This is a genomic window from Nocardia sp. NPDC005745, assembly GCF_040630775.1.
GTDB lineage: Bacteria > Actinomycetota > Actinomycetes > Mycobacteriales > Mycobacteriaceae > Nocardia.
Genome location: NZ_JBEXYF010000017.1, coordinates 145,651 through 159,758 on the forward strand (window position 1 = coordinate 145,651; position 14,108 = coordinate 159,758).

Annotated in this window: 14 protein-coding genes; 7 read left to right on the forward strand and 7 right to left on the reverse strand. The window is 66.3% G+C overall.

Translation table 11 applies throughout. From position 1 onward, the window contains the following. Window positions 1-257 precede the first annotated feature (257 nt). On the forward strand, window positions 258-1,466 hold the full coding sequence (locus ABZ420_RS19835; RefSeq protein ID WP_357124552.1) for a cytochrome P450: 1,209 nt from the start codon (window positions 258-260) through the stop codon (window positions 1,464-1,466). 96 nt (window positions 1,467-1,562) lie between these two features. Continuing rightward, window positions 1,563-2,804: a helix-turn-helix transcriptional regulator gene (locus ABZ420_RS19840; protein WP_357124555.1), complete on the forward strand. Its 1,242-nt coding sequence runs from the start codon at window positions 1,563-1,565 to the stop codon at window positions 2,802-2,804. A gap of 181 nt (window positions 2,805-2,985) precedes the next feature. On the opposite strand, the gene ABZ420_RS19845 is transcribed toward ABZ420_RS19840, so the two are convergent. Genes ABZ420_RS19845 through rplN form a run of 4 tightly spaced genes read right to left on the reverse strand, consistent with a single transcriptional unit; the run spans window position 2,986 to window position 4,427 of the window. Next, window positions 2,986-3,171, reverse strand: a complete 186-nt coding sequence (locus ABZ420_RS19845; RefSeq protein ID WP_014981705.1) for a type Z 30S ribosomal protein S14 — start codon at window positions 3,169-3,171, stop codon at window positions 2,986-2,988. Between the two features lie 3 nt (window positions 3,172-3,174). Then, window positions 3,175-3,738 carry a 50S ribosomal protein L5 gene (gene rplE, locus ABZ420_RS19850; protein WP_357124558.1) on the reverse strand — a complete coding sequence of 188 codons (564 nt, stop codon included), beginning with the start codon at window positions 3,736-3,738 and terminating at the stop codon, window positions 3,175-3,177. Window position 3,739: 1 nt separating this feature from the next. Beyond that, on the reverse strand, window positions 3,740-4,057 hold the full coding sequence (gene rplX, locus ABZ420_RS19855) for a 50S ribosomal protein L24 (protein WP_040864865.1): 318 nt from the start codon (window positions 4,055-4,057) through the stop codon (window positions 3,740-3,742). A 1-nt stretch (window position 4,058) separates the two neighbouring features. Beyond that, the gene (gene rplN, locus ABZ420_RS19860) at window positions 4,059-4,427 is read right to left on the reverse strand and encodes a 50S ribosomal protein L14 (protein WP_039795505.1); all 369 of its coding nucleotides are present in this window, start codon (window positions 4,425-4,427) and stop codon (window positions 4,059-4,061) included. Between the two features lie 337 nt (window positions 4,428-4,764). On the opposite strand from rplN, the gene ABZ420_RS19865 reads away from it, so the two are divergent. Continuing rightward, complete coding sequence (locus ABZ420_RS19865; protein WP_357124561.1) at window positions 4,765-6,813, forward strand: M13 family metallopeptidase; 2,049 nt, start codon at window positions 4,765-4,767, stop codon at window positions 6,811-6,813. A gap of 3 nt (window positions 6,814-6,816) precedes the next feature. Here ABZ420_RS19865 and ABZ420_RS19870 read toward each other — a convergent pair whose 3' ends face one another. Then, window positions 6,817-7,479, reverse strand: a complete 663-nt coding sequence (locus ABZ420_RS19870) for a TetR/AcrR family transcriptional regulator (protein ID WP_357124564.1) — start codon at window positions 7,477-7,479, stop codon at window positions 6,817-6,819. A 69-nt stretch (window positions 7,480-7,548) separates the two neighbouring features. Between ABZ420_RS19870 and ABZ420_RS19875 the strand changes: the two genes are divergently transcribed. The 3 genes from ABZ420_RS19875 (at window position 7,549) to ABZ420_RS19885 (ending at window position 10,058) form a co-directional block, all read left to right on the forward strand. Next, complete coding sequence (locus tag ABZ420_RS19875) at window positions 7,549-8,991, forward strand: MFS transporter (protein WP_357124567.1); 1,443 nt, start codon at window positions 7,549-7,551, stop codon at window positions 8,989-8,991. 125 nt (window positions 8,992-9,116) lie between these two features. Beyond that, window positions 9,117-9,506, forward strand: a complete 390-nt coding sequence (locus ABZ420_RS19880; RefSeq protein WP_357124570.1) for a cupin domain-containing protein — start codon at window positions 9,117-9,119, stop codon at window positions 9,504-9,506. A 111-nt stretch (window positions 9,507-9,617) separates the two neighbouring features. Beyond that, window positions 9,618-10,058, forward strand: a complete 441-nt coding sequence (locus tag ABZ420_RS19885) for a nuclear transport factor 2 family protein (protein WP_083863229.1) — start codon at window positions 9,618-9,620, stop codon at window positions 10,056-10,058. Here ABZ420_RS19885 and ABZ420_RS19890 read toward each other — a convergent pair. Beyond that, on the reverse strand, window positions 10,007-11,125 hold the full coding sequence (locus tag ABZ420_RS19890; RefSeq protein ID WP_357124573.1) for a DUF6545 domain-containing protein: 1,119 nt from the start codon (window positions 11,123-11,125) through the stop codon (window positions 10,007-10,009). The two genes, ABZ420_RS19885 and ABZ420_RS19890, sit on opposite strands and share 52 nt — an antisense overlap. 71 nt (window positions 11,126-11,196) lie before the next feature. Then, the gene (locus tag ABZ420_RS19895) at window positions 11,197-12,987 is read right to left on the reverse strand and encodes an MFS transporter (RefSeq protein ID WP_357124576.1); all 1,791 of its coding nucleotides are present in this window, start codon (window positions 12,985-12,987) and stop codon (window positions 11,197-11,199) included. A 127-nt stretch (window positions 12,988-13,114) separates the two neighbouring features. Here ABZ420_RS19895 and ABZ420_RS19900 point away from each other — a divergent pair, with 127 nt between their 5' ends. Beyond that, window positions 13,115-14,095, forward strand: coding sequence for an ABC transporter substrate-binding protein (locus ABZ420_RS19900; protein WP_357124579.1), 981 nt, complete (start codon window positions 13,115-13,117; stop codon window positions 14,093-14,095). Window positions 14,096-14,108: the final 13 nt, after the last annotated feature.

Sequence of the window (14,108 nt, forward strand, 5' to 3'; positions counted from 1 at the left end):
ATACCCACGGACCGCGGCCCATGCCTCGTGCATGTGTACTGCCACGGCCCCAGCTCACTCGCGGAATCCCGTATCGGCCGGTGGAATCCCGGCAGGGTCTTGGCACATCTCGCTCCCACGTTTGTTCTTCTGCGTCGCACTTTCGTTATGAGGCAGCGATTCCCAGTTCCGGTCGTTCGGCGTGTCGCTGCGGCCGACACTGGGCGGGCACACGTCAGCCGTGTCCGTGTGTGACCGAACGCACCATGGGAGACATCATGACCGAGCCCGTCGCTCAGCTGCCTACCGCTGGCGAGTTGGTTTTCGATACCTTCGACAGGATCCGTCGGCGTGGACCGATCGTTCCGATCGAACTGCCCGGCAATGTCGTGGCCTGGTTCGCCGTCAGCCACAAAGCGGTGAGCGAAATCCTCGCCGGAGACGGCACCGTCTTGAGCAAGAACCCGCGCAACTGTCCGGCGCTGCAGGACGGCACGATTCCAGCCGACTGGCCCTTGCGCGCGCTCACCGATATCGATCACATGATCAACATGGACGGTGAGGATCATCGACGGCTGCGGAGAACGATCAGCCAGGCGTTCACCCCTCGCAGAGTGGCCGCGCTCGAGCCCCGAATCCAGCAGATCGCCACCGAACTCCTCGACGATATTCCCGACCACAAGGCCGAAATCAATCTCGTCTCCAGCTATACCACCCCCCTGCCGGTGCGGGTGATCGGCGAACTGTTCGGTGTACCGGCGTCCGAACAACAACAATTCCGGATCTGGGCGTCCACGGTCATGTCGCATCTGAGCACCGGCGACGAGATTCAGGCCGCGATGGCGGATATGCTCGGCTACCTCGCCGAACTCCTCGGCCGCAAACGGCGCACACCCGGCGACGACCTCACCTCCGCGCTGCTGGAGGCCAACGAAGCGAACGGTTTGACCGACGACGAACTGGTCAACATGTTGTGGTTGGTGCTCATGGCCGGACATGAAACCACCGTGCACCTGCTCGGCAACACGGTCGTCACGCTGTGCACCCATCCCGAGCAGCTCGCCAAAGCCCAGGCCGAAGACCGGTGGAAGGACGTCGTCGAGGAGATGCTGCGCTTCCGCTCTTCGGTGGCCGCTATTCTTCCCACTCGGTATGCGCTGCAAGACATCACCATCGCCGGCGTAGACATTCCGGCGGGAGCCATGGTGGGGTGGTACGGCGGCGTCGGGCGGGACCCGGAGCGCTATCCGGACGCCGGTACTTTCGACATCGACCGCGATCACCGGGACCAGCTGGCGTTCGGCCGGGGACCGCATGTCTGCCTCGGCGCTCATCTGGCCCGGCTGGAAAGCCACATCGCGTTGTCTACGCTGTTCAACCGATTCCCGCGATTGCGCCTGGCTGGTGACATCACCCAGGTCTACGGCCCGAACTTCATCACCTGCGGGCCCCTCGCACTTCCCGTACTGCTGGAATCCAGCGCGTAGTGGAGAGTGAAGACGGGATATGCAGGACAGCTACAGGTCCTCCAAGGTGATGTTGAATCGTAAAGTCCCGAATAACACATCTGCCAAGGCGTCATCATGATGTACACCGAGCTTGTTACGAAAGACATCGACGAGTGGGAAGCACTCAGCGACAGCTTTCTGCCGTCCGAGTCCCGGTATCGTGATCCGCGCAACTGGTGGATCCGTGCCACCGTTCAGGACACTGTTGCTCACACTCTCCTGCGCTTCGACCAACGCAGCGAGCGTCTGGCCTGGCGGACCCCGGCACACACCCGTCAGGGTGGTAACGACTACTGGTTGGTCGTGCCGCAGCGGGCTGTGGGAGGAGTCAATACCTTCGAAATGAATGACACGGTAACGCGTGTCACTCCCGGTAGCGCAATGCTATTGAGCCCAGATCAGCCGTTTCGGTACTACATGCCACGCATGGTGACGAACGCGGTTCGTATACCGCGTGCTGATATCGACAATCGCCTGTCTTCCGCCAGACCGCCGCAAACGACGCTCGGCATGGAATCGGGCCTGGGACGGATCGTGCAGAGCATGATCGGCGAAACGCATGCCGAGCGATCCAACCTCACGGACGGGCAATTCAACGCCGTCTGCGATCGAATCACTGAGCTGATCTGCTTGATGCTGCTCGGCGATATGGGCCCGCAACGAAGCCATCTGGCTGAAACGGCTGCAGCCGTTCGTCAGTACGTGCGGGAGCACGTCGGTGTCGGGGACTTGCGTCTGCCCGCGGTGGCATCGGCTCTCGGCTGGTCGCCCCGGCAATTGCGGCTCGCCCTCCAGCAGAGCGGTACCACCTACCGGGAAGTGCGGCAGGACGAGGCGCTGCGCGCCGCGCGCGACCTGCTCTCCCAACAGGGAAAGAGCACGACTGTCAGCGAGGTGGCCGCACGTTGCGGTTTCACACAAACCTGGTTCTCCCAAGCGTTCAAGGCACGCTACGGCGAAACACCCCGAGATTTCCAGAGGCGCCGATCGAGGGAACTGACCGATCGACTGGTGTCGGGCCTTGACGGATCTCATCCAGCTGCATTCGAAACCCACCACGCAGCCGGGGTTTCCACGGCGACCGGGCGCCGTTATGCCACTATGCCGCCGCCCGTGTGCTCTCCGACATGGTCGGACCGGGTGGGCACCGCACTGGAGGGCGCCCTCACCGAAGGTACGCCCTCGCTGGCGGACGCCGCCCGACTCCTCGATGTCGGGCCACGGACGCTCCAACGCCGGTTGGCCGACGAAGGAACAACGTGGAGCCGCGAACTGAACCAGGCACGCCGACGGTACCTCGACCACACCACCACATAAATCTCGCCGGGCAACTCGCGACAGCGCGAACCTCCTCGGCTGTGCGGGACGGCGGGCGCGCCGCGAGCACGGCAGCGATGAGATAGCAGAGAAACTCCTGGAGACAGCAAAGGCACGGACTCGACTGGAGTCCGTGCCCTCGCTCAGATGTTCAGTTGACGACGCTCAGCGGAGCGTCAGCTCACCAGGAGCTCTTGTGCACGCCCGGCAGCTCGCCGCGGTGCGCCATTTCGCGCAGGCACACGCGGCACAGGCCGAACTTGCGGTAGACCGCGTGGGGGCGGCCGCACCGCTGGCAGCGGGTGTAGGCGCGGACCGCAAACTTCGGCTTGGCGTTGGCCTTGTTGACCAGTGCTTTCTTAGCCATGGCTCAGTTCTCCTTGAACGGGAAGCCGAGGTGCTTGAGCAGGGCACGGCCTTCTTCGTTGTTGGTCGCGGTGGTCACCACGGTGATGTCCATACCACGCGGACGGTCGATCCGGTCCACGTCGATCTCGTGGAACATCGACTGCTCGCTCAGGCCGAACGTGTAGTTGCCGTTGCCGTCGAACTGCTTCGGCGACAGGCCGCGGAAGTCGCGGATACGGGGCAGCGCGATGGAGACCAGGCGGTCCAGGAACTCCCACATCCGGTCGCCGCGCAGGGTGACCTTGGCGCCGATCGGCATGCCCTCACGCAGCTTGAACTGCGCGATGGACTTGGTCGCCTTGCGGATCTGCGGCTTCTGACCGGTGATCAGGGCCAGGTCCTCGACGGCGCCGTTGATCAGCTTCGCGTCGCGGGCGGCGTCGCCGACACCCATGTTGACGACGACCTTCACCACGCCCGGGATCTGCATCACGTTGGGGTAGCCGAATTCTTTGTTCAGCGCGTCCTTGATTTCTTCGCGGTAGCGCTGCTTCAGCCGGGGCTGCACTTTTTCCGTCGTGGTCATATCAGATGTCCTTCCCGTTCTTACGGGAGATCCGGACCCGCTTGCCGCTCTCCTCGTCGGTCCGGTAGCCGATACGAGCCGGCTTGCCGTCGGAGTCGACGACCATCACGTTCGAGACGTGGATGGGGGCTTCCTGGGTCACGATGCCGCCCGAGGAGGCGCCGCGCTGGTTGGCGGAGTTCGCGACGTGCTTCTTGATCCGGTTCACGCCCTCGACGAGGACCCGGTTCTCCTTCGGGTAGGCCTGGATGACCTTGCCCTTGGCGCCCTTGTCCTTGCCCGAGATGACGAGCACGGTGTCACCCTTGTGCACCTTCATGTCAGAGCACCTCCGGAGCCAGCGACACGATCTTCATGAACTTCTTGTCACGCAGCTCGCGGCCGACCGGGCCGAAGATACGAGTGCCGCGCGGGTCGTTGTCCGCCTTGATGAGCACGGCCGCGTTCTCGTCGAACTTGATGTAGGAACCATCGGGACGACGGCGCTCCTTGGTGGTGCGCACGACGACGGCCTTGACGACGTCACCCCGCTTCACGTTGCCGCCGGGGATGGCGTCTTTCACGGTAGCGACGATGATGTCGCCGATACCGGCATAGCGACGCGACGAACCACCGAGAACGCGGATGCAAAGGATTTCCTTCGCGCCCGTGTTGTCGGCGACGCGCAGTCGCGACTCCTGCTGAATCACTTCAGCGTCCTCCTTGACCTGGACGTATGTGCACGCCGGATTGCCGACCCGACGGGCATGGTCGGTTGCCCTCCGGACGCGCGCCTGCCAGCGGTTTCCTCGGTTCGAGCAAGAAACGCGGAACCAACCACTGGGGGTTCACTGCCGGATTGCGGGCATAGCTCCCGCAGGCAACCGGTCTAGTGTATGGGAACCCGCAGGTCGTTCCCAAATCGGGGCCACGCGGGGGTGCCCGTTTCCCCAATCCCGGCCGGTCCGGCGTCGCGCCGGTAGCCTCGTGTCCTGCAAGGCTGCCTTCGTACATCTGCGGCACCGCCGCGTCGGGGAGAGGATTCTCGTGACATCTACCGGTCGGCGAGCAAAGCTGGATCGTCGTGCCTTCCTGGTCGCCCTCGGGGCCGTGCCGGCCGCCGCGGCGCTGGTCGCGTGCTCGGACGACACCGAACCCGCGAGCAGGACGCTCACGGGCGTCGATCTCAGTGGCGTGGACGAGACGATCCGGCCGCAGGACGACCTGTACCGGCACGTCAACGGGAAGTGGCTGCGGGACTACCAGCTGCCGCCGGACAAGGTCAGCTACGGCTCGGGCAGTGAGGCGGGTGAGCGCACCGAGCAGCAGTTGCGGGAGATCATCGACGGCATCCGGGACCCGAAACCCGGTTCGGAAGAGCAGCAGATCAGGGACCTCTACGACGCCAGGGTGGACTGGGACGAGATCGAACGGCTCGGCATGACGCCCCTGGCGCCGCTGTTCGCCGAGATCGATGGCGCCGCCACCAAGCCGGACCTGGCGAAGGTGATGGCCCGGCTGCCGATCGACGGGTTGATCGGGCTCGGCATCGGCGTCGACCGGAAGAACTCGAACGCCTACATCCCTTCGGTCGGGCAGGCCGGACTCGGCCTCGGCGAGCAGTACTACCGGAAGCCGGAATACACCGAGGTGCTCACGCAGTACCGGTCCTTCCTCGAGCGCATCGCCGCGGGCGCGGGGTTCGCCGATCCGGCCGGTCTCGCGCAGCGGGTGTTCGACCTGGAGAAGCGGATCGCGCCCGCGCATTGGGACAACGTGCGCAACCGCGACACCGACGCGACGTACAACGTGTACAGCTGGGCCGATATGACCGCACTCGCTCCGGGCTTCGACTGGGACCCGTGGCTGGCCGGGAACACCGACCGCCCGCGCGAGCTGTTCGCGACGATGGTGGTCAACCAGCCCTCCTACATCACGGCGGCGGGCCAGTTGTGGACCGAAGTGGATATCGCGACCTGGCGGGACTACCTCAAGCTCTACGTGCTGCGTGAGTTCGCGCCCTACCTGCCCAAAGCCGTCAACGACGCGAACTTCGAATTCAAGGGCAAAGTGCTCAACGGGCAGGACGAGCGGCCCGAACGCTGGAAGTACGGGGTTTCGATCGTCGACGACAAGCTCGGCGAGCAGCTCGGGAAATTGTATGTGGCCAAGCACTTCCCGCCGGAGGCCAAGGAGCGGGCCAAGGAAATGCTCGCCGACGTCCTCGCGGCTTACCGGGAGAACTTCACCAACTCGACCTGGATGTCGCCCGCGACCAGGGCGGCGTCACTGGCGAAACTGGACAAGATCGATCCCAAGATCGGCTACCCGGACAAGTGGGTCGACTACTCCAAGCTCCAGATCACCAAAGGCAAGCTGATCGAGTCGTTGCTCGCCATCAACGCTTTCGAGGTCAAGCGCGCGTTCGCGCGACTCGGCACGCCGGTCGACAAAGACGAATGGGGGATGTCGCCGCAGACGGTGAATGCCTACTACTCGTCGAACTCCAATCAGATCGTCTTCCCGGCGGCCTACCTCCAGCCGCCGTTCTTCGACAAGGACGCGCTGCCCGCGGTCAATTTCGGCGCGGTCGGGTCGACCATCGGGCACGAGATCGGCCACGGTTTCGACGACCAGGGCTCCAAGTACGACGGGGACGGCAATCGCCGCGACTGGTGGACGCCCGAGGACCGCGCCGCGTTCGACGCCAAGGCCAAGCAACTGGTCGACCAGTACAACGCGCTCGTTCCGGAGGGACTGGAACCGAACCAGCACGTCAACGGCGAGCTCACCGTCGGCGAGAACCTCGCCGATCTGCGCGGACTTCAGATCACCTTGGCCGCTTTCCGCATCGCCGAGAAGCGCCGGGGTATCGATAATCCCGACTACCGCACCATGTTCCTGTCCTGGGCCCGCAGCTGGCGGGAGAAGCAGACGAAAGAACTCACCGTCCGCTACCTCAGCATCGACACCCACTCCCCCAACGAATTCCGCTGCAATCAGGTGGTCCGCAATCTCGACGAGTTCTACAAGACATTCGAGGTGAAGGAAGGCGACAAGCTGTTCCTGCCCGCGGATCAGCGGGTGACGTTCTGAGTCTCACGGCGTCCGGAGCAGGCCCTCGATGAGGGCCTCCAGTCCGAGTTCGTAGGTGTCCTCGGCGGCGAGGGATACGTAGTCGGAGCCGAGCGCGGCTAGGCGGGGGTAGGCGTCGGCGTCGAGGTCGGCGAAGACCTGCGCACGGAAGGTGGGGCGGTCCTCCGTGGCCCGGCGGGCGGATCGGGCGCGCACGATGAGGTTGCCCGCCGTGTAATGCCAGATGGCGCGGTACGCCTGCACGGCGCGCTCCAGGGGTAGCCCCCCGGCGACGAACCCGTCCACGATCGATTCGGTGACCCACAGCGCGGAGACGCCCAAAAGGTCGTCGGCGGCGAGGATTTCGACGACCCAAGGGCGCGTGGCGAGCACGTCGCGCATAGCCCGCGCCGCGACGCGGACGCGCTGTCGTGGCTCCTCGGGCAGATCGGGCCACACCACCTGGTCCGCATAGTCGTTGAGCAGCAGCCGGAGCAGGTCTTCCTTGTCGCGCACATGGTGGTAGAGCGCCATCGGCGTGCAACCGAGTTCGGTGGCAAGGCGGCGCATGGTCAGCTTCTCCACGCCGTCGGCCTCGATCACCGCGTTGGCCGCCGCGACGATGTCCGCGCGGGAGATACGCGCGGGTCGGCCGGTGCGGTGGGGCTGCGGCGACGAACTCGGCATGGGTCCATCTTCACCCATCCCCCGAAAAGGGTGTGGACACGGGGCGAGCCGTGCGGTTAGTTTTTATACATGTATAAAAACTCTGGAGAGCGGCCGAGCATGGCGCTGACGGCGGTGGCCGTCGCGCAGTTCATGGTCGCGTTGGACCTCGCGGTGGTGAACGTCGCGCTGCCCGCCATCCGGGCAGATCTGGGCTTCGCGCCGGTCGATCTGGCCTGGGTGGTGCACATCTACGCGCTGACCTTCGGCGGGTTCCTGCTGCTGGGCGGGAAGGCGGCCGACCTGTTCGGGCGGCGAAAGTTGTTCACCGGCGGGCTCGTCGCGTTCGGGGTCGCCTCGCTGGCCGGTGGTCTCGCGCAGGAGCCGTGGCAGCTCGTCGCCGCGCGAGCGGTGCAGGGCCTCGCGGCGGCGGCCGTGGCACCCGCCGCTCTGGCCACGCTCACCACGACATTCCCGGAAGGTCCCGCACGGGTGCGAGCGCTCGGCGTGTGGAGCGCGGTGAACGCGGCGGGCGGCGCGATAGGTGTGCTGGTCGGCGGATTGCTGACCGAGTACGCGAACTGGCGCTGGGTCATGCTGATCAACGTCCCGATCGTGGTGATCGCGCTCGGCGCGGCGGTGGCCGGTGTCGCCGCGGATCGGGTAGGCGAGCGAGGACAGATCGACGTGCCGGGCGCCGTCCTCGGCACCGCCGGAATCGGTCTGCTGGTGGTGGGCGTGGTGCGGACCGAACACCACGGCTGGCTCTCCACCACCACGGCGATCACACTCGGCGCAGGGGCGGTGCTGCTCGCGGCCTTCCTCGCCGTCGAGGCGCGTACATCGACTCCATTGGTTCGGCTCGGCTTGTTCGGCAGCCGCTGGGTGAGCGGCGCGAATGTTTTCGTATTCCTCGCCGGGGCCGGGCAATTCAGTGCGTTCTATCTGCTGTCGCTGTATCAACAGCAGGTGCTGGGCATGAGCGCGGGCGCGGCGGGCGCGGCGTTCGTACCGTTCTCGCTCAGTGTCATCGTCGGCACGATGGTGGCCACTCGTCTCGGCGGCACGCGATCACCGAAAGCGGCGCTCGTCCTCGGCGGAGTGCTGACCACGGTGGGTATCGGCTGGTTCGCCTTCATCAGCCCCGACGGCAGCTTCCTCGCCGACGTCCTCGGCCCCTCGCTGCTGGGCGGATTCGGCCTCGGACTGTGCCTGGCCCCGGTGGCCGCCGCGGCGACCATGGGCGTCGCGCCCCATGAAGCTGGAATGGCCTCCGGCGTCTTCAACAGCGCGCGCCAGCTCGGCGGCTGCGTCGGCGTCGCCGCGCTCGCCACCGTCGCGGCGGCGAGAACCGGCAACAGCACCGCGCCCGCGGCTCTGAACGATGGGTACGCCCTGGCGCTCTGCTGCGCGGCGGGACTGTTCGCGGTGGCGAGCATCGTCGCCGCGACCGTGCTGCCGACGACGCGCCGCACGATCCGCACGACGCCGCAGGACGTGCAGGCGGCAGAACTCTCCGCCGCGCGCACGTGAAGACGCCTCGTCAGGCTTCCACGGGGGGCGCTCGTCGAGCGGCTCTCGCAACCAGTGTGCGCGGAGATCCTCGAAACCGAAGAGCCGAAAAGTATCCCCACCCATCACATCCAAGGGAACACAACATGAATCAGAACTCGATCGACTTGTTCCGCCGCGCGATCAATTTCGGCCCCGACGGTTCGGTAGTAGCCGGTGAACGCCGGATGGCCACCGGCGACGGCGACTGGCAGCTCGCGACCTTCCACGTCGAATCCGACGCCGACGTGCACGCCGACCACTGGGAAGTCCATCCCGGCAGCGACGAAGCGGTGTGCTGCCTGACCGGCGCGCTACGCCTCTATCTACGACCGGAGCACGCGTGCGACGACGAGACGATGGTCCGCCTCACGCCGGGCACCGCCTTCGTGGTCCCTCGGAACCGTTGGCATCGCATCGAACTCGACGAGCCCTCCGACATCATGTCCATCGGCCTGCGCCACGACACCCGCCAAGAGCCGGTCGCCGCACACTGATTCCCCCAGCGGTTCCCGTGCCCGCGACGCGTGTGCGGGAACCGCCTCGGCGGGCATGCGAGGTCCGAATACCGCCGGTCCCGCCCGCCCCCGGCGGTCAGACTGGCCCGTATGACGCGATCGACGACCGACTCGATGACCGTGCTGACCGGAATGTACGCGGCCGAAGCGGAATACCTGGCGGCCGGTGGGCCGGGCAACGCTTCGTTCGACCTGCTCGCGCCGTTCTTCCATCCAGCGGTGGTCCTCCATCAAGCCGAGAACCTGCCGTACGGCGGGATCTGGCGCGGTCACGACGGCATGGAGCGGTTCTTCCGCGCGATGAGCGCCACCTGGGAAGCTTTCGATCTGCTCGAACAGCGTTTCCTCACGGCCGCCGAGACCGTCGTGGTGCATACGGAAGTCCACGCTCGCGCTCGCGCGACGGGCCGCGAACTCACTTTCCCGATCTTGCAGACGATCACCTTCGCCGACGGCCGTATCGCCGAGGTGCGGCCCTTCTATTGGGATACCGCGGCCGTCGCCGGGATCTGCGCGTCGACCGGCCGGTGACTCACGGCCGCGACAGCCTCCGGCCATGCCCGAGCCAATTCGAGCAGAAACCGGAATTCCGCCGCACGATCGCGAGCCTCCGCCTGCGCCGCGCCCACGGCGGGGAGGCCCGGCGCCGGGGCGCTACCGCCGCGCTTGGCTCGCACGGCCAGCGCGACCTGGAGCGCATAGCGACGCGCGTCGCTGTCGATCCCGGCGGGCCAGCCGGGCGCATAGGGTCTCAAGTGCAGCAGCGCGTCCCAGATCTCGACGGTCATCCGATAGAGCCGGGAGGTGGCCTCCCTCGGCGCGGAAAGATCCTCGGCCAGCACGACTTCCGGCACCACGGCGGTGAGATCCCGCCACAGCGGCCGCAGCCTGCGGCAGGCGCGCCCGGCGCGATCCAGGCCCGCCCGCGCCAGCAGCGCCGTGACCAGGGGGATCATCGTCACCAGGGTGATGGCGGAGAACATGAGGATCGCCGCGACAGCCCACCCCTTTCCCGGCTCGCTCGGCGGTGTACCGGCGAGCGCGCGACCGACCATGATCGTCATCGAGATCAACCAATAGATCGCGAACGCGAGCAACATCGCGAAAGTGATCTTCGCCCTGATCGAAACGCCTCTGGAGCGCAACTCGCGAACGCAGGCACGAGCGAAAAGCAACGCACAGGCGACCCCGGGTAGCGCCGACAGCGTCCATACGACTTCGACGTAGTCGATCCGCCACGCCCACCGCAGGATCGGTGTGACGACGATCAGCGAAACGGCGACAGCGGCCGCCGCCGTATCGTATCGCCGCTGACGCCGGTGGACTGCCGCCACGTCGGCGCCGTCGACGAGCCTGGCCAGCCCGTAGAAGCTGGCGACCGCCATGAGACCACCGCAGAGGTAGAGGCGCGGCCCGATGTCGGGACGATCCAACGCGACGGCCACCTCGTACAGCAGCAGACCTACGAGGTTCCAGCTGAAGGTGCGGTTGATCAGCCGATCGGTGGCCGTCTCGTCGACGAGCAGCCACCGCCCCGCGGTCATGAGCGCGACGAAGACGACAACCGACAGCACCACCGGAGTCGGGACAGCGTTCATCTCGATCGACGGTAAGTCCTCGCGCGGCGCGAGGCCAGCCCGGGCGCGAAACCCGTTGCGCCGATCACCGATCAGCGGACGGGTACCGCGGCGCTCAGATCTTCCGCCTCCGTTCCGGCCGCGGCGAGTTCGGCCGCCTCGTCGTAGACGTATTTCGCACCGATGAACCAGGAAGCCACGGCGGCCAGGAACATCATCACGGCAGCCGAGACGAACACCACCACCAATCCGGAATGGAACGGGCCGGTGAGCAGATCGGGGAAGAACTCCTGACCGGTGAGGGTTTGCGCGTCGACGCCCGGCTTGCCGAGTTCCCCGGTGGGACCGAGCAACTCCTGGATCGGGTTGTAGCCGAGGAACGCGGCGAACATGCTGGCCACCGGCGGCATCGCGGCAAGTTCGGCGGCGGCCCCCGCCGAGACGCCCTGCGCGCGCAGCCCGGAGTCCAGCGCGGACGGCAGGTTCGCCGCCAGCCCGACGACCATCAGGGAGAAGAAGATTCCCATCGACAGCGCGTTGCCGCCGTTGAACAGGGTGCCGCGCATGCCGGAGGCCGCGCCGCGCTGGGCGGCGGGGACGCTGGACATGATGGCGGCGGTGTTCGGCGAGAAGAACAAGCCGCTGCCGATGCCGTTGAGCAGGGTGATCAGCGCGAACAGCCGGTAGTCGAAATCCACCGGGATGATCAGCAGCAGCAGGAACGTCACGCCGGTCAGCAATGCGCCTCCGGTGGTGAACAGCCGTGGCCCGTAGCGATCGGACAGCCAGCCCGAAATCGGTCCGGCGGCGAGGAATCCGATGGTCAACGGCAACAGGTAGATGCCGGCCCACAGCGGGGTGGACTCGAAGTCGTACCCGTGCAGCGGGAGCCAGATGCCCTGCAACCAGATGATCAGCATGAACTGCATGCCGCCGCGTCCGATCGAGACCATCAGATTGGCGAAGTTGCCGAGCCCGAAGGCCCGGTGCCGGAACAGCCCCAGGTGGAACATCGGGTCGGCGACGCGAATCTCCACCACGCAGAACACCGCGAGCAACACGATGCCGCCCAGCACCGCGGAAAGCACCCACGGGCTGGTCCAGCCGGTGGCGTGGCCGCCGTAGGGCTGGATGCCGTAGGTGATGCCGGTCAGCAGCGCGGTGAGACCGAGGCCGAAGGTGATGGTGCCCGCCCAGTCCAGCTTGCCGGCGGTCCGGATGCCGACCTCGTGCAGCGAGCGGTAGGACCAGACCGCCCCGAGGACGGCGATCGGGACGCTGACCCAGAACACCGCGCGCCAATCCCATTCCGAGAGCACGCCGCCGATGAGCAGGCCGAAGAACGAACCGGCCACCGCCGCGACCATGTTGATACCCAGCGCGGTGCCACGCTGACCGGCCGGGAAGGCATCGGTGAGGATCGCCGAGGAGTTGGCGGTGAGCATCGCGCCGCCGACACCCTGGACGACGCGCCAGACGATGATCCACATCGCACCGGCGCCCCCGTGCCACGGATCGAAGGACAGCGCGACCGCCGACAGCGCGAAGATGGTGAAGCCGAGGTTGTAGACCCGCACCCGGCCGAAGATGTCGCCGAGCCGCCCGAACATCACCACCAGCACGGCAGTGGCGAGCAGGTAACCCATCAGCATCCACAGCAGGTATCCGACGTTGCCCGCCTCGAGCGGGTTGAGCCCGACACCGCGGAAGATCGCGGGCAGCGAGATCAGCACGATCGATGAGTTGACGGCCGTGAGCAGGACACCGAGCGTGGTGTTGGTCAGAACGATCCACTTGTAGCGCGGATGATCCCGGTCGTAGCGCAACCGGCGCCGGATGGTCCGGACATCGCCCGGATCGACTTCGATGGATGGATTCGTCACGGCAGCCCCTCACCAGATAGTTACCACCGCTAACTATATAGTTAGCGGATGTAACCATCAACCGGATACCCGCCGCAGGGCAAGATAGGTTAGCCTTGGCTGATTTGCTTTGAAGGAAGGTGCGACGATGAAGTTCGTTCGGACGCGCGGCCGTTGGCCGCGGGCGGCGCTGACTCTGATGGCGGGAGTTCTCGCCCTCACCGTCGCCGCGTGCGGATCCTCCGAGGACGAGTCGGCGTCCGGTGGCGAGAAGGTGACCATCACCCACGCCCGTGGCGAGACCACCGTCGAAGGCACCCCGAAGAAGATCGTCGCCCTCGGCAACCAGTGGCTGGACACCACGCTCGCGCTCGGCGTCGTCCCGGTCGGATACCTCGACAATGTCGCGGTGGCCTCCAAGAGCACGCCGCCGTGGGAGCCCAAGAGTCTCGAGTCGGCGAAGGCGCTCACCAGCACCGGGAATATCGCCGAACAGGTCGCGACCCTGGAGCCGGACCTGATTCTGGTCGACCCGTTCATCGCCGATCAGAAGACCTACGACGAACTGTCCCGTGTCGCACCGACGCTGCCCGCTCTGAGCAAAGCGTCCGTGGCGCCCTGGCAGGACCAGGTCACCGCCCTCGGCAAGGTGCTGCACAAGACGGACGAGGCGAGCAAGGTGATCGCGAAGGTGGACGACAAGATCGCCGCCATCGCCGCAGCGAACCCCGGCCTGAAGGGCAAGACGTTCGCCAGTACCTGGCTGGCCGGTCCGGCACAGCTGATGGTGTTGACCGACCCCGGCGACGGGTCGTCGAAGGTGTTCACCCAACTGGGTCTCGGCATTCCGAAGAACCTCACCGAGCTGCCCGCCAACCAGGGCAGGCTGGCCCTGTCCCCGGAACGGGTCGACGAGCTGACCGCCGATCTGTTGCTGGCCGGCTACGCGCCGGGGTTGGACGAGAAGTATCGGCAGCTACCGGGATACGCCGACTTGCCAGCGGTAAAGAAGGGCTCGGTCGTCTTCCTCACCACCCAGGAGATCAGCGCCGTGAACACCCCCACCGCGCTCTCGGTGCCCTACATCCTGGCCAAGCTGGAACCCGCCTTCGCCGCCGCGGCGAAATAGGCGACGCGCCGGT

What these genes read in the sequence shown, in the direction of transcription:
- rplE (WP_357124558.1), bottom strand. Translation starts at nt 3,738, where the DNA reads ATGACCACGACGGAAAAAGTGCAGCCCCGGCTGAAGCAGCGCTACCGC.
- ABZ420_RS19900 (WP_357124579.1), top strand. Translation starts at nt 13,115, where the DNA reads ATGAAGTTCGTTCGGACGCGCGGCCGTTGGCCGCGGGCGGCGCTGACT.
- ABZ420_RS19835 (WP_357124552.1), top strand. Translation starts at nt 258, where the DNA reads ATGACCGAGCCCGTCGCTCAGCTGCCTACCGCTGGCGAGTTGGTTTTC.
- ABZ420_RS19840 (WP_357124555.1), top strand. Translation starts at nt 1,563, where the DNA reads ATGATGTACACCGAGCTTGTTACGAAAGACATCGACGAGTGGGAAGCA.
- ABZ420_RS19845 (WP_014981705.1), bottom strand. Translation starts at nt 3,171, where the DNA reads ATGGCTAAGAAAGCACTGGTCAACAAGGCCAACGCCAAGCCGAAGTTT.
- ABZ420_RS19885 (WP_083863229.1), top strand. Translation starts at nt 9,618, where the DNA reads ATGACGCGATCGACGACCGACTCGATGACCGTGCTGACCGGAATGTAC.
- ABZ420_RS19875 (WP_357124567.1), top strand. Translation starts at nt 7,549, where the DNA reads ATGTATAAAAACTCTGGAGAGCGGCCGAGCATGGCGCTGACGGCGGTG.
- rplX (WP_040864865.1), bottom strand. Translation starts at nt 4,057, where the DNA reads ATGAAGGTGCACAAGGGTGACACCGTGCTCGTCATCTCGGGCAAGGAC.
- ABZ420_RS19880 (WP_357124570.1), top strand. Translation starts at nt 9,117, where the DNA reads ATGAATCAGAACTCGATCGACTTGTTCCGCCGCGCGATCAATTTCGGC.
- ABZ420_RS19890 (WP_357124573.1), bottom strand. Translation starts at nt 11,125, where the DNA reads ATGAACGCTGTCCCGACTCCGGTGGTGCTGTCGGTTGTCGTCTTCGTC.
- ABZ420_RS19870 (WP_357124564.1), bottom strand. Translation starts at nt 7,479, where the DNA reads ATGCCGAGTTCGTCGCCGCAGCCCCACCGCACCGGCCGACCCGCGCGT.